The organism is Staphylococcus sp. EG-SA-15, from assembly GCF_017151895.1.
Lineage (GTDB): Bacteria > Bacillota > Bacilli > Staphylococcales > Staphylococcaceae > Staphylococcus > Staphylococcus aureus.
The window spans coordinates 53255-68997 of record NZ_JACVZN010000001.1; the positions used below are offsets into that span (position 1 = coordinate 53255).

15 protein-coding genes are annotated in these 15743 nt (G+C 31.0%); 4 read left to right on the forward strand and 11 right to left on the reverse strand.

The features are described 5' to 3' along the window. Positions 1-234 precede the first annotated feature (234 nt). Positions 235-1320: a lipoteichoic acid biosynthesis protein CozEa gene (gene cozEa / locus IDG64_RS00270; protein WP_000933105.1), complete on the forward strand. Its 1086-nt coding sequence runs from the start codon at positions 235-237 to the stop codon at positions 1318-1320. Between the two features lie 194 nt (positions 1321-1514). Here the strand turns inward: cozEa and fabI are convergent, their stop codons facing one another. From fabI to IDG64_RS00305, 7 genes are all read right to left on the reverse strand, one after another. Further along, on the reverse strand, positions 1515-2285 hold the full coding sequence (fabI, locus tag IDG64_RS00275) for an enoyl-ACP reductase FabI (protein WP_000933195.1): 771 nt from the start codon (positions 2283-2285) through the stop codon (positions 1515-1517). Positions 2286-2562: 277 nt separating this feature from the next. Further along, the gene (locus IDG64_RS00280; RefSeq protein ID WP_000395153.1) at positions 2563-4407 is read right to left on the reverse strand and encodes a monovalent cation:proton antiporter family protein; all 1845 of its coding nucleotides are present in this window, start codon (positions 4405-4407) and stop codon (positions 2563-2565) included. Between the two features lie 9 nt (positions 4408-4416). Next, entirely contained in the window at positions 4417-5802 is a 1386-nt protein-coding gene (gene mgtE / locus IDG64_RS00285) for a magnesium transporter (RefSeq protein ID WP_000062417.1), read from the reverse strand. Positions 5803-5822: 20 nt separating this feature from the next. Further along, positions 5823-6677 (reverse strand): RluA family pseudouridine synthase, encoded by an 855-nt coding sequence (locus IDG64_RS00290; protein WP_000669940.1) that lies wholly within the window; start codon positions 6675-6677, stop codon positions 5823-5825. After that, positions 6674-7483 (reverse strand): NAD kinase, encoded by an 810-nt coding sequence (locus IDG64_RS00295; RefSeq protein WP_001270834.1) that lies wholly within the window; start codon positions 7481-7483, stop codon positions 6674-6676. The genes IDG64_RS00290 and IDG64_RS00295 overlap by 4 nt, the downstream gene beginning before the upstream one ends. A 16-nt stretch (positions 7484-7499) precedes the next feature. Then, positions 7500-8135, reverse strand: a complete 636-nt coding sequence (gene yjbM / locus IDG64_RS00300) for a GTP diphosphokinase (protein ID WP_001077683.1) — start codon at positions 8133-8135, stop codon at positions 7500-7502. 16 nt (positions 8136-8151) lie between these two features. Next, entirely contained in the window at positions 8152-8499 is a 348-nt protein-coding gene (locus tag IDG64_RS00305) for a UPF0738 family protein (RefSeq protein ID WP_001242102.1), read from the reverse strand. Positions 8500-8684: 185 nt separating this feature from the next. Here IDG64_RS00305 and IDG64_RS00310 point away from each other — a divergent pair, with 185 nt between their 5' ends. The 3 genes from IDG64_RS00310 (at position 8685) to yjbH (ending at position 10576) form a co-directional block, all read left to right on the forward strand. Further along, positions 8685-9278, forward strand: coding sequence for a CYTH domain-containing protein (locus IDG64_RS00310; RefSeq protein ID WP_000224619.1), 594 nt, complete (start codon positions 8685-8687; stop codon positions 9276-9278). 103 nt (positions 9279-9381) lie between these two features. Beyond that, the gene (locus IDG64_RS00315) at positions 9382-9747 is read left to right on the forward strand and encodes a truncated hemoglobin YjbI (RefSeq protein ID WP_000214070.1); all 366 of its coding nucleotides are present in this window, start codon (positions 9382-9384) and stop codon (positions 9745-9747) included. A 22-nt stretch (positions 9748-9769) separates the two neighbouring features. Then, positions 9770-10576, forward strand: coding sequence for a protease adaptor protein YjbH (yjbH, locus tag IDG64_RS00320; RefSeq protein ID WP_000896697.1), 807 nt, complete (start codon positions 9770-9772; stop codon positions 10574-10576). A 459-nt stretch (positions 10577-11035) separates the two neighbouring features. Here yjbH and pepF read toward each other — a convergent pair whose 3' ends face one another. From pepF to spxA, 4 genes are all read right to left on the reverse strand, one after another. Then, entirely contained in the window at positions 11036-12844 is a 1809-nt protein-coding gene (gene pepF, locus IDG64_RS00325) for an oligoendopeptidase F (protein ID WP_000082731.1), read from the reverse strand. Between the two features lie 47 nt (positions 12845-12891). Next, entirely contained in the window at positions 12892-13878 is a 987-nt protein-coding gene (locus IDG64_RS00330; RefSeq protein ID WP_000959289.1) for a competence protein CoiA, read from the reverse strand. 120 nt (positions 13879-13998) lie between these two features. Continuing rightward, positions 13999-14718 carry an adaptor protein MecA gene (mecA, locus tag IDG64_RS00335; RefSeq protein WP_001217730.1) on the reverse strand — a complete coding sequence of 240 codons (720 nt, stop codon included), beginning with the start codon at positions 14716-14718 and terminating at the stop codon, positions 13999-14001. Positions 14719-15088: 370 nt separating this feature from the next. Next, a complete protein-coding gene (gene spxA, locus IDG64_RS00340; RefSeq protein ID WP_000258003.1) occupies positions 15089-15484 on the reverse strand; it encodes a transcriptional regulator SpxA in 396 nt (131 codons plus the stop codon). Positions 15485-15743 lie beyond the last annotated feature (259 nt).

A 15743-nucleotide genomic window follows, 5' to 3' on the forward strand; every position in this document is an offset into this window, starting at 1 on the left:
ATTTAAACACGTTTAATATTAAAATAAGTTATTCATATAAACTGGTGCTGTTTGATCCAATTGCAGACTTACGAGTCATTGAAAAGTCTCACAAACTATTGAAAGTAAATATCTTAAAATAGAAAGTGAATGGTTAATTTAAGTATATTTAAAAAATATTAACCTTTTTAAGCACTGCTATTTAGGATATACTAAATAATAACTAAGTTTAGAAAAATAGGAGGAACATCGTTTATGTTAAACAAGGTTTGGTTCCGAACTGGCATCGCTCTTATTATGCTGTTCATTCTCATCAAACTATTTATGGAAGTGCACGAAGTATTTACTCCAATAGCTACAATCATCGGTTCTGTATTTCTTCCATTTTTAATTAGTGGTTTTTTATTTTATATCTGTCTACCTTTTCAAAACTTACTTGAAAAAGTCGGTTTTCCAAGATGGGCTAGTATAACAACAATCATGTTAGCTTTGTTTGCTATTATCGGCTTAATTGTTGCGTTTGTTGCACCAATCATCATTTCAAATATCAACAATTTAATTAGTCAGACACCTGCCCTACAAAAAGAAGCAGAGCAAATTATTAAATTCGCACTAGCTCAAATGGATAAATTACCTGAAGATGTAACAAGTAGAATTACAAATATGGTTAAATCAATGGGTGATGGCGTTACTAATATTTTATCTAATTCATTACAGTACATTACATCATTAATTTCAACCATCTTCTTATTGATTATGGTTCCATTCTTCTTAATTTATATGTTAAAAGACCATGAAAAATTTATCCCAGCTGTTGCTAAATTTTTCAAAGGTGAACGTAAAGTATTTTTCGTAGATTTATTAACTGATTTAAACTTTACATTAAAATCTTACATTCAAGGTCAAGTAACTGTCAGTGTTATTTTAGGTATATTCTTATATATCGGTTATTCAATTATTGACTTACCATATATTCCTTTATTAGTACTATTTGCTGGTGTCGCAAACTTAATTCCTTTCTTAGGTTCATGGTTATCATTTGCACCTGCAGCAATACTCGGTATTATAGATAGTCCTACTACATTTATATGGGTTTGTATCATTACATTAATTGCACATCAACTTGAAGGTAATATCATTACACCAAATGTAATGGGTAAATCTTTAAGTATCCATCCTTTAACAATTATCGTTGTTATTTTAGCAGCAGGAGATTTAGGTGGCTTTACATTAGTTCTGATTGCAGTGCCATTATATGCTGTACTTAAAACGGTTGTTAGTAATATTTTCAAATACCGCCAACGCATTATTGATAAAGCAAACAGTAATGTTAAGGACTAATTCTGTGGATGTCTTTTAAGAATATAAGATACTATCGCATCAAAAGTTGAAACTACAGCTTTTGAGGCGATTTTTTTGTGCATAAAAAATCAGTCAAATGAAATATCAAATAATTTTCCATCAGTCCGATTATTATAAAAGCAAAAAAGCTTTGCTCACATATATAATAACGTGAACAAAGCTGTTGAATGATATTATTTAATTGCGTGGAATCCGCTATCTACATGAATATTTTCACCTGTAACGCCACTTGATAAATCACTTAATAAGTAAGCCGCAGTTTTACCTACTTCTACTTGATCAACATTACGTTTTAAAGGTGCACGCTCTTCGATTTCTTTAAGAATTGTATTGAAACCACCCACACCTTTTGCACTTAATGTACGGATTGGACCAGCTGAAATTGCATTAACGCGAATATTATCTGGACCTAAGTCTAATGCTAAATATTTAACATTTGCTTCTAAGCTCGCTTTAGCAACACCCATCACATTATAGTTTTGAACTGCGAATTCGCCACCTAAATATGTTGTTGCAACAATGCTACCACCTTCTGGCATTAATTTTTTAGCTTCATGAGCAACGATAGTTAGTGAGTAAGAACTAATGTCTTGAGCTAACAAGAAACCTTCACGTGAAGTTTCAGAAAAGCGTCCGCGTAAGTCTTCCATATTAGCAAATGCGATTGAATGATATACACCATCAATATTGCCAACATCTTTACCAATTTGCTCAAAACCATTAATAACCTCTTCATCGCTTTGAACATCAATTTGATATAAGTGCGCTTCTGGTTGATTTAATTGTTCTAATAATTTTTCAAGCTCTTTACGGCTACGTTCTTTACGGTAAGTAAATACTAATTTAGCACCTAATTGATCTAAAACTTTAGCGACACCAAAAGCAATACTACGCTTATTAGCGATTCCCATGATGACATATGTTTTGTTTTCAAGATTTAACATGTAAGATAACTCCTTATAATAATTAATTTAACGGATAGAATATCTAATCCCAGTTTTAACTAACTTTTTATTCGTCAATACATTTTAACACTATTATGACTTTTTAATAAAGTTATTTAAACGTATTACAACGATAAATGTTTGATTTAGTCCTTTCTGTATCAAACTTGATTTACGTAAAAAGCATTTATTTATCAAAATCATATACATACTAGCATTTTAAAATCATTAATTTTACGTCGTACTAAAATACGTCTGCATTTTAATATCATTATTGTTAAAAATAAAATTCTAACTCTTGCTTCAATTCATCAACGTATTCTTTAGCACCGGTAACAATTAAGCGATCTCCATATCGCAATTGTGTATCTCCATGCGGAACAATCGACTCATTATTACGGATAATACGCACGAAGATGATGTCTCCTCCGAATGGGAAATTACGTAATTGAATATTTTCATATTTATAATTTAACATTTGAATTTCATATAGTGACGTTTCAACATTACTTAATAAATTCAACATGTTAGGTGTTTCAATTAAACCTTTTAATAAGATTTTATTACTTAAGTAGCTACTGAAAATTTCAATACCTGAATCAACTAACTCTGTATCGTCCGTTGTGCTTTCAAGTCTGCAAATGACACGCTCAACTTGATGTGCTTTGGCTAATTTAGCAACTTTTCGGTTAATATCATCGTCATTCGTAGCACAAACAACTATGTCTCGGTCAAACAGACCTAGTCGTTCTAAAACATCTTGTTCATAATCAGCAATTTCTATCATCGTGATATCATCTGACAATTGACGACGATCACTCAAGTCTTTGCGATAATATAATGTCACGTCATATAACTGAGATGTTAAATTTTGCGCTATAGGAATCGTTAATTGATTTTTACCAATTAAACTAACTTCAATTTTACGGTTAAACTCATCTGGAACTGGAAACAGTTTTTTGAAAATAATCGGAACGAATACACATGTAATGACTGCGCTTAAAATTAATATACCTGACGTTTCAGCTGAAATAGCATTTAATCTTTCTGAAATTTTGGCTGCAGCTATCACGAGCGATAATGTTGATGTTAATAAAAATGCTGATGCAATCGTTGTTTTCATATCAAACCAACGTCGAATAAACATGACTGGAATTAATTTTGAAATGATAAATGCAACGATTAAAATCGGTATGATAATTAGTAATTTCGGTTCTTTAATTAATGAAGGTATGTTTAAATCTACACCAACCATTATAAAGAAAATAGGAATAAAGAACCCATAACCAAATGAGTCTAACTTTTCAACCATTTCTTCATCTGGATTTAATAATGAAACAACGACACCTGCTAAGAATGCACCTAATATATTTTCTGCGCCAACTCCCTCTGCTAGGGCTACTAATAATATTATTAATGCAAATACCGCACGAATACCGATTTGCGTCGTACCATCCATCAATTTTTGTAAAAATGACATTCTTTTAAATTGAACACCTAAAATATATGAAATTGCTGTGAAAACAACTAATATACCTATTAACCATATTGTACTGCCGCCTTGACCATTGATTGCGCCATAGACCGTTAATAAAATCATAGTTACTAAGTCCGCAAGTACTGCTACTAATAGGATAAATTGCCCTATAGTTGTTCTCATAATATTCATTTCTTTTAAAGTTGGAACAACTACGCCTAAGGAAATAGTTGAAATGATAATGACCATTAATAACACATCATCCACTAATCCAAGCCATTTAAATACATACGCTAAAAGAATCGAAATAATCATAATAAATGCAAATACAGTTAACGCTAGATTAAGATGCCCTGGAATTGAGGATTCATCATCATTTTGTCCTTGACGTGCGCGTTTATCTTTTTTAAAAGCTTTAAAATCAATTTCTAAACCACTTAAAAACATTAAAAAGATAAAGCCTAACGTTGATAAAATATTTAGAATTGAATCCCTTTCTACTATATTTAGAAATGAATTTCCAATCACAATCCCCATCAAAATTTCTGCAACAACAACTGGCAAGAAATTAATATTTAATCGATTGACAATTATTGGAGTTAAAAACGCTGCTAAAACAACAATAACTAAAGATAAAAACTCCATAACTCCTCCTTAAATTAAGTAAGCCATAAATGATGTAGCTAAACCAAAATAAATCAACATACTAATAATATCATTAATTGTTGTAATAAATGGTCCACTAGCCACTGCTGGATCGATATTTAATTTATTCATCAATAATGGAATCATCGAACCTACAAACGTCCCCACCGTCATCGCACAAGTTAAACTTCCTGCAACGATTAATGCTAAAAGTGGCTGATGATATATTGCAACAATAATTGTAAATAATATTGTTGAACATACAACACCCGATAATACACCACTTCCTGCTTCTCTTAATGCAATTCTAAATTTACTTTGCTCATTAATTTCCCCTGTCGTAATGTTACGAACTGAAACGGCTAAAGATTGTGTACCTGAATTTCCTGACATACCACTAATAATAGGAATAAACGCTGCGAGTAGCGCTACATTTTCTAATGTTTTTTCGAATCTCCCTAAAATTGTCGCAGTAATCATTCCTAAAAATGTTAAAATAATCAACCATGGTAAACGTTTTAATGCTGTTTTAATGATTGAATCATTAGTCGAATCGATATCTGATACCCCGGCTAAACGAGAGTAGTCTTCACTAGCCTCTTCATCCATAACGTCTAAAATATCATCAATCGTGATGATACCAAGCAAATGTTCTTGGTAATCTATAACAGGTACAGCCATGAAATCATAGTCTCTCATAACTTGAGCAACATCTTCTTGGTCGTCTGCTACATTCACACTAATGACACGTTCATTCATAATATCTTCAATATAAGCATCATTTTCAGCTACAATTAAATCTCTTAGCGATAAAACACCTACTAATTTACCATCATCATCAACGACAAATATAACATATATTGTTTCTGCGTCTGGTGCTTGCGCTTTGACCAATAATAATGCTTCTTTAACAGGCGTATGCGCTTTAAGTGATAAATACTCCGTCGTCATAATACCGCCGGCCGTATCCTCATCATAGTGAAGTAATGCTTTGATTTCATTCGCGTCATCTTTATTCATCAATGTTAAAAGACTAGCAACTTTTGGTTTAGTCAACTCATTTAAAATATCTACTGCATTGTCGTATGACATTTCTTCTAATATGTGACTTGCGTATGTCGCATTCATCTTATCAAATAGCAACTCATATTCATCGTCATCAATATCTAATTGATCAAAGAAATTTGCAACTTCTTCAGGTGATAAATATTGAAAAATCTTTTGTCTATTTTCATCGGTAGTATCTTCAAAATACTCACTTTGTTCATATGTGTGTAATGCTAGAAATTCATCTCTAAATTGATCAATATCATCATTTTCTAAATATTGATCTAATAAAGTTTGGTCGTATAATTCCTCTTGAACACGCTCTTTTTCATCTGTGTTCATTGACATACTTACACCCCCTGTGTGAATTAGAGTTGATTGAATAATTTAAGTAATTGCTTATAATCAATTGTAATATAAATATTGTTCTTATTGATTGGATGAACAAAATATATTTGCGTACATTGCAGTACTTGACCATGAATTTTGTCATGAAAACCATCATACAAAGAATCTCCCACAATTGGATGCCCAATATGTTGAAAATGTACACGAATTTGATGTGTACGTCCCGTATGCAAATGAACTTTGCATAAACTGTATTTATCATTCTGATTTATTACTTCATAAGATGTTTTAGCGTATTTACCATCCAAGGCAACTTCTCTAGTTATAATACTATCCTTTGACCGTCTAATATTAGCTTCAATAATACCAGATGTATGGGTTTTACCATATACAAGGCAAGTATATATTTTTTTCAAGTTTACTTTAGAAAATAAATGATGGATATGTCCATATTTAGCGAATATCACAATACCAGTTGTATTACGATCTAGACGCGTAACAATATGTGGGTTAATATTTTCACCATGTTCCTGACAATGATATAGTACTTGTTCGATTAAACTTTCATGAGGATGTTCTCTCGAAGGCGTACAATTTTGATTGTTTGGTTTAGTAACTATGATGATAAAAGCATCTTCATACAATACTTCTAGCTTACGAGCATAAGGTATTAAATTAACACTCGGTATTTCTCGCGGTAAATGAATTTCTAATATATCATTTGTCATTAATTGCTTACGCACTGTGACTGGTTCATCATTAACAATTAAAGCGCCATTATTTTTAATGGCGCTCACTGTCTTCTTAGAAAAATCATGTCGTGCTAAAAAAGTTTTAACAGTTTCTTGTTGTGATATATGATACTTAAATTTCATCGTTCTTCATCACTTGATATGAAAGAATCGTGCACACGTTTCCAGAATGGGAATGGTCTAAAACGTGCAAACCTCACTTTTTCATTTGCTACACGGTATTGTATTGAATTAACATTTTTATGTTTGATACTAACATGATCTATCGTCATTCTAATGGTATCATGATTAACTGGTGATATTAAACATGTATGATGCTTTGGTAATACAAGTGGTGATCCTACCGTTCTAAACACACGATTATTTATCGAGGCAATTTCTGTAATTTGCATTGCTTCAAGTGAAGGATGTATCAGTGCGCCACCTAGCGCTTTGTTATAAGCCGTTGAACCCGAAGGTGTTGATACACATAATCCATCGCCTCTAAATCGCTCAAAGTGTTTCCCTCTTAAGTTAACATCCACAACAAGTGTTGAGCCATTTTCAGTTTTCATCGTTGCTTCATTTAATGCTAAATACCTTGTTTCATAGCCGTTGTCGTTGTATCTCATAATAATTTCAAGCAATGGATATTCAATGACCTGAAACTCTGAATTATTAATTTCGATGATTAATTTTTCAACTTCATGAGGTAACCAATCCGCATAAAATCCTAAATGACCTGTATGAACTCCAACAAATGCCACTTTTGATAACATGTGGCTATACTGATGGAATGCTTGTAGTAATGTACCGTCACCACCAACTGAAATAACAATTTCAGGATTTTCACTATCCTCAATCATGCGAAAATCTTTCATATAGTTCATCATTTTATGCTTTAAGGCATTAGACTTGGAGTCACCTTTAGTTAAAATTGTATAACGCATGATTTATAACACCTCGTTAATCATTTTCATGTTTTTTAGAACGTTTTTGCGTGTAATATTTTTGAGCTTCCTGAATTTCATCTTTAATTTCAGACATCTCTTCATCAAGTAAATACGCTGCTTCTGCCGCTCTTTCCAAACGATGTTGAATTTCATCCGGATAAGCACCATCATATTTATATCGTAAAGTATGTTCAATCGTTGCCCAGAAATTCATTGCTAATGTACGAATCTGAATCTCAGCCAATATAAATTTTTGGCCTTGTAATGTTTCAATTGGATATTCAATAATGACATGATACGAGCGGTAACCACTTTCTTTAGTGTTACGAATATAATCTCGTTCTTCAATTACTTTAAAATCTTTTCTTTGTCTTAAAATATTGACGACAACATCAATATCTTCAACAAATTGGCACATCATTCTTAAACCAGCGATATCGTACATTTCTTCTCTTAACCTATCAAATGGTATTTGTCGTTTGTTTGCCTTATCTATAATACTAGCGATTGGTTTAACACGACCAGTAACAAATTCTATTGGCGACGCTTGTTCACCAACTTCATATTGTTTGCGCATGCCTTTAAGTTTCACTTTCAACTCATCAACCGCTTGCTTATAAGGTGTTAAGAACTGATCCCATTGATTCATAGTGCTTCACCCCGCTTTATTCAATGTCGAATGTTTCTTCAACGGTTGCAACAAATTCCTTACCATAATTATTATTCCCTTTTATGTTGTCTAAAATATAAGTAAGTTCTTGGTGGAATTCAGTCAATTCTAGTTCATCATTGATAATAATTTTTTTAGTCATGTTTTCATGCAACATCGTCCATGTTTCTTGTACGAAAATGAGATAAGCATACGCTTTACCATCATCTAATGTATACGCAAAGGCATAATTATCACTATCAACGAGCATTTGTCCTACTTCAGATAATCCTTTAATAGAATCTTCTGTATAACAATAAAGTATGTCATCTTTAATTTTAATTTCATTAATATATAAACGCATGCTTAATCCTCCTCTTATTCCATAACATTTTAACACAATTCAATAATACAAAACACTTACGAACACTATTTTTAATGGTCAAATTAACATTGATAATAGATAAAGGAAATTACTTTTAAAATTCAACTTTGTCATTCATAATATAGTTAAGATAAATTGAATTTGATACGAGGTGTATACATATCATGGCAACAAATCATGAAATAGAATTTAAACAAATGATAACTGCATCAATCTATAATAAATTGCAAGAGAAATATTTTAAAGACAGTGTGCTTTTTAAGCAAGTCAATTACTATATTGATACACCCGATTTCAAATTAAAGGAACATCGCTCTGCACTACGCATAAGAGTTAAAGACAATCAATATGAAATGACTTTAAAGACACCAGCAAAGGTTGGTCTATTAGAATACAACTATATCGTCGACATTAAACCAGAGATGAACTTGATTATTTCAAACGACAATCTTCCAGATGACATTCGTCAAATTATAGTTGAACAGTTTGGTGTAAAAGATACAACTTTATCAATACTTGGTGCATTAACGACATATCGCCAAGAAACTAAATATAAAGGTGATTTACTCGTTTTAGATAAAAGTGAGTATTTCGATACTGCGGATTATGAGTTAGAGTTCGAAGTTAAAGACTATAATCAAGGTTTACAAAAGTTCCAATCTTTATTAAACGAACTAAACCTCGAACATCATCAACCTTTAAATAAAGTTCAACGTTTTTTCAAGAAAAAAGAAACACTTTCAAACAATATAAATTAAATTGGCAAATATGCATATTTCTTTCAAATGTTTAAAATCATGTTATATTAGTTATATATTAACTTAAGTTCGTAATAGTAAATTTTTGAAAATGGGTGATTAAATGACAACAACACCATATGACATCATTGGTAAAGAAGCGTTATACGATATGATTGATTATTTTTACACCCTTGTAGAAAAAGATGAACGACTTAATCACCTGTTTCCAGGAGATTTTGCAGAAACAAGTCGTAAACAAAAACAATTTTTAACACAGTTTTTGGGCGGTCCAAACATTTATACCGAAGAACACGGACATCCTATGCTAAGAAAAAGACATATGGATTTTACAATCACTGAATTTGAAAGAGATGCATGGTTAGAAAATATGCAGACAGCAATTAATCGCGCTGCGTTTCCACAAGGTGTTGGAGATTATTTATTTGAGCGCTTAAGATTAACTGCTAATCATATGGTGAATTCCTAAAATTAATTGTAGGTGAATAAACATGGCTGGAGAATTACGAATAATGGAAAATAAGAGTCGTGAAGATATTAATCTATCACCTGTAAGTAAAATCGAAATTTATTCATTTTTCGATCCATTTAGCTCCGATTGCTTCAAATTATCAGCAATCTTATCCAAATTAAGAATTGAATATAATCAATATATACGTATCAGACATATATTAAATCCTTCGTTAAAAGTATTAACGAAATGCCAAGCTCAAAGTACATCCAACTTTGATAACATCGCCCTAGCTTATAAAGCAGCTGAGTTACAAGGTCGTGTACGTGCCGAACGATTTATACATTTAATGCAAAATGAAATCATACCTAAAAGAGATATTATTACAGAATCAATGATTTGTGACTGTATTCAAAATGCAGGTATTGATTTAGAAGTATTTAAAGACGACTTACAAAAAAGTAAACTAACCGAAAGCTTGAAAATTGATTTGCATATTGCAAGAGAAATGGAAATCGAACAAGCCCCTTCTCTCGTTTTCTTTAGTGAAGATGTTCATGAAGAAGGTTTAAAAGTCGAAGGATTATACCCATATCACATCTATACTTATATAATTAATGAATTGATGGGTAAACCTATCGAAAAGAATCTTCCTCCTAAATTAGAAACTTATATACAGCAACAACAACTTGTAACGATGGAAGAATTACTTACTATTTATGAATGGCCAGAAAAACTTTTAAACAAAGAGTTAAAGAAGTTAGCCATTCAACAAAAAATTGAAAAACTTAAATATCCAGATGGCGATTTCTGGAAATCTAAAATGCCTAAAATCAAATCAAAATAAATAAATTAAAGACCTCGTACACCATAAATGTAACGAGGTCTTTTTACTGACTCTTAATTTTGCAACATTAAATTATTAGAACGTAATGTTACACATCGATCTAAATATATTAGTGATATTTTCCGAATTTAACCAGTTCGAAAATTATACAAATTATAAATTTGGTACAAAATAGACTTATATTAATCGTTAATGTATAAAAAGTGCATATTTAATACATTTTTATACAACTTCACTTCCCTCTTATTAAAAAAGAACATAAAAAAACGTCGTGTCTGAATACACGACGCTAAACAAAGGGGATGGGAGAAATTTTTCACTTCAAACAAAGGGGTATGTTTGTTATGTGATTAATTTCATGTTCATAATATAACATGCTATCTCTACCATTTCAACCTTTTAATAGTACTTAATTTAAATTGTCACAATCTGTTCATAATGTAAGCGAATACAATAGTACTAAGCTTTCATTAATTTTTCAAAAGCGTTCAATTTTTGTTCAAAAACTTCACAAGCTTGTTCAATTGGTTCAGGTGTTGTCATATCTACACCAGCATTTTTTAATATCTCAATTGGATAATTTGAGCTACCTTTTTTCAAGAATTCATTAATATATCTATCTACTGCTGGCTTACCTTCTGTTAAAATTTGATGACTTAAGCTTTGAGCTGCACTGTAACCAGTTGCGTATTGATATACATAATAATTCATATAGAAGTGTGGAATACGTGACCATTCCTTACTAATATCTTCATCAGTTTCTACAGAATCACCGAAGTATAATTTATTTAATTTGGCATATTCTTCATTCATTCTAGTTGGCGTTAATGGTTCACCTGCTTCTTCAATTGCATGAATTTTATGCTCAAATTCTGCGAACATTGTTTGTCGGAATAATGTAGCTCTGAAACGTTCTAATTCTTGGTTTAATAATAATAAGCGTTTTTCATCATCAAGATGTTTATCCATATAATCACTTAAAAGTGCTTCGTTACAAGTTGATGCAACTTCAGCGACAAAAATAGTGTAGTCACTAGAATTTGACGGTTGGAATTTTCTACTGAAGTAACTATGTGCTGAATGCCCAAATTCATGAACTAATGTGTATAAGTCTGAAATAGTATTAGACCAGTTAAGTAGAATAAATGGATTAGTTAAATGTGCACCTGATGAATAGCCACCTGAACGTTTACCTTTATTCTCATAGACATCGACCCAACGATTGTTTAAGCCTTCTTTAACTACATTTAAATATTCTTCACCCATTGGTTCTAAAGCTTTTAACATCCACTCTTTAGCTTCTTCATAAGGCATTTCAAACTTAATATCTTTAATTAATGGTGTATATAAATCATACATTTTCAAGTCATCTAAACCTAGCAATTCTTTGCGCAATTCAGTATATCTATGTAGCAATGGTAAATATTTATGTACAGTTTTTACTAGATTGTCATATACATTTTCTGGAATATGATTATTACTCAATGCTTTTTCTCTTGCAGTTTTGTAATTGTGTGTACGAGCATTAAATACATTTTTCTTCACTTCACCTGCTAGCGTAGCGCCAAGCGTATTATTATGAGCACCATATGCTTTATATACATTTCTAAAAGCACTTTCTCTTAGTTTGCGATCATCTGTTTCTAAATACTTAATAAATGTACCTTGTGTTAACGGGTGTGCATTTCCATCTTTATCTATCGCATCTTCAAATACTAAATCAGCGTTGCTAAACATACCGTATACATTTGATGGCGTTGATAACGCGTCCTGCGCTTCTGTTAATAACTTTTCAGTTTCAGCATCTAAAATATGAGGACGTTTTTCATTAATCAACTTCAAATCAAATGCGAATTTTTGTAATTTATCATATGAATTTACAAATGATTGAATTTTATCTTCATCAATTTGTAAAATCTCTGGCACTAAGAAACTCCATGCCGAGCTAAATTTAATAATTAATTGATGTGCTCTTGACTCCATACCAGTATACTTGTCGTTCGTTGTATCTTGGTCTTGTTTTAGGTGCGCGTATACATATACTTTTTCTAATTTAGTACCTAATGTATCTTCTAATTCTAATGCATTGTATAATGTCTCAGCACTATCACCAATGTGTCCTTTAAATTGTTCTTCTTTGCCTAACTCATTTTCAACTTCTTTAAATGCAGCCTCAAAAGCTTCATCATCTTTGAAAATTGTTGTTAAGTCCCATGTATATTCAGGATATTTACGTTCCTGTTCTTCTCTAGATAATTGTTGACTCATATGTAGTAAACCTCCTAATAAAATATAATTGATATAATTTTCTCATTTTAGAACAAAATTTGCACGTCATTACCTCTATCTGAACAAATATTTAAATAATTGTTAATAAGTTTTTCTATAATTGCTGTTTTACTTTCTAGACCAACAATAAACTTTTTCAGTTTAAAATAATTAAGATTGTCACTTACTAATTTGCTTTTTCCATTCTTTAACCATAAATCAACTTGTAATTGCCACTCAATTGGATGATTTTCAATATAAATTTGCTCTGGAAAAATATAACCATAATTGTGCACTACTTCTTGATCAGTTAACTGTAATTGATATATTGCACTTAAAGTGGGTTCTAAAACAGAATTTTGCCAGCGACAATATTTGATATATTGATTAATTGCGAACTTTGATAATTTATAAACAGCATGATAATCACAAGGCGCCTCATTAAACAACTCACTAATTTTGGCATTCCTTTTTTCAGCGACATATTTGTGCCCGCCTAAATATTGTATTTGTTGAAACATCATTATTTGTTTTTTCTCTAAATTGAACGTATGAAGTTTTCGAGTGATTGGATTAATAAACATACTTTGAAAATGATTGAACTTCACTTTATTATGACAATAATCAACATCATTTAATAACCAACTTACTTTATATCCCATTTTCTTTAAACCTTCCGTTCGTTGAAGAATCTGTTTATAAGGAATTGGCGAATACTGTAGCTCAATAACATATTTATTATTAATCAAAATATCCGGAATTTGTTTTATTTCTTTTAAAAATGGCTCTATCTCTACTTTACATCCTTGTTGCTGTATCATCTGTGCTAAAATCAATTTACTTTTATAATGTTTAATCGTTTCATTATTAAAACATTTTTGTTCCGCTAAATGTTTATGTGCAAAATGACTAATTACTTTGAGCCCACGCTTTAAAATAACTTGCTTGCCACACACCGGACAAAAATATTGTGTCTTTCTCAATGCAGTAGTTGCTAACACACGTTCCTTTTCTTCATTTAAAGCTACTAACATATCTTCACCTCAAAATATTACACGTAAGTTTAACTACTATTACTTTTTCAGCTTTTGAAATCAATAAAAAAAGAGACTCCAAAGAGTCTCCTTTCATAGTGCGTTGCTTAATTAATATCGTTATTCAGTTGTCTCTGGAAAATAACGTCGAACTTGAGCTGTTACGTTATGACTCATAATTATTTTAGCATAGTCATTTAAATAAACTTCTGTTCTGTCTGTTGGATAAGCAAATTCAAGCAATTGACTGTAACTATCATTAATGACTTCTTGATCAACATGACTATCAAAATATACAGCATAATAATAAGTACCATCAACCATATATAACAAATCTTCAAACTCTGTAGTTATTGGATTGCTATGATATGCATAATTAATAACATCTTCTAAATCGTTAAATTTCACAATGATTGTTCTTGTATTTTTACGTGCTGAAGACTTTTGACGTTTAGAACCTTGAGCTTCTTTTTCTTTTGTTCGTTGCTCGAATAATTCTTCTAATTGATCTTCACCTTCTAATGTTTGAGCTAACAATTCTTGAACTTGTTCATCAAATTGATCAGTTGCATCATCATCAGACATATTCATCATATCTTCATTTTTAGATTTAGAAATTGTGACTTCGACACCTTTTTCAAAGGCATGTACTTGAATCCATAATGGACCTTCTACAACAAAATCTTCTTCTTCGTTAATTTCATCCATCATTGACCAAAAGAATTCTTCGCCACGTTTGCGATTTGTCCATAAATCTTCACGACTAAATCCACGGGCCTCGATATCGCTATATGTTATAAACAATTTTACAGTTGTATCATCTACTCGTTCTATTCTCATATCATCTCACTCCTTACAGTCGATGAATAGTATCCACATTGTATTAAAGCATCAAACAAAATACAATTTATTTGTTTGATTTCTTTCTCTAAAATATTTTGGTAACTTATAATAACATATTCGTTGTAGCAAAACTATTTAAATGATTTATACAGTTAAAGCATTAAAGCACTTTCTTAATTTAATTTTACCTTATCATAGCAAATGTTTCATCCAAAACACTCTAATATAGAGCTATATTAACAATTGCACATTTGATTTAAAAGATACTAAGCAATTATTGTAAAATTAAAACCAAAAAAGCAACACTATAGAAATAGTGTTGCTTGACATATCTTTTAGTAAAGTATGACACATAGTTAAATGGTTATTAGTCAACCATACGTTGTGCTTCTTGTAATTGGAACGTACGAACTTTTCTAGGTAAGAAACGTCGAATCTCGTCCTCATTATAACCAACTTGTAGTCGTTTATTATCTAAAATAATTGGACGACGTAATAAGCCAGGATTATCTTGAATGATTGAATATAAGTCTTGTAATGGTAGTGAATCAATATCAACATTTAATTTTTGGTATGTTTTAGAACGTGTAGAAATGATTTCATCAGTACCGTCTTCAGTCATTTTTAATATTTGCTTAATTTCATCAATTGTTAAATGTTCAGAAAAAATATTACGCTCCGTATACGGAATGTCATGTTCTTGTAACCATGCTTTCGCTTTACGGCAAGATGTGCAACTTGGTGAAGTAAATAATGTTACCATACATCTCACTCTCCTATTTGAATGAATAAAATTCATTGCTTAAAATTTAGTTATAGATCAAGAAAAAACATTTTTTTCTAAAATTCTTAATCGTTACTATTTATTATAACTATCTAACATTAAAATTAAATGAGAAAAACCTAATTTTTCAGATAAGTTTCTACACTTATAAAAAAGATTATTAATCCCTTTGTTAGTAGTAAGTTATACGTATATTCTAACACATCTTACATTTTTAAGAAATACTGTTATAATGATA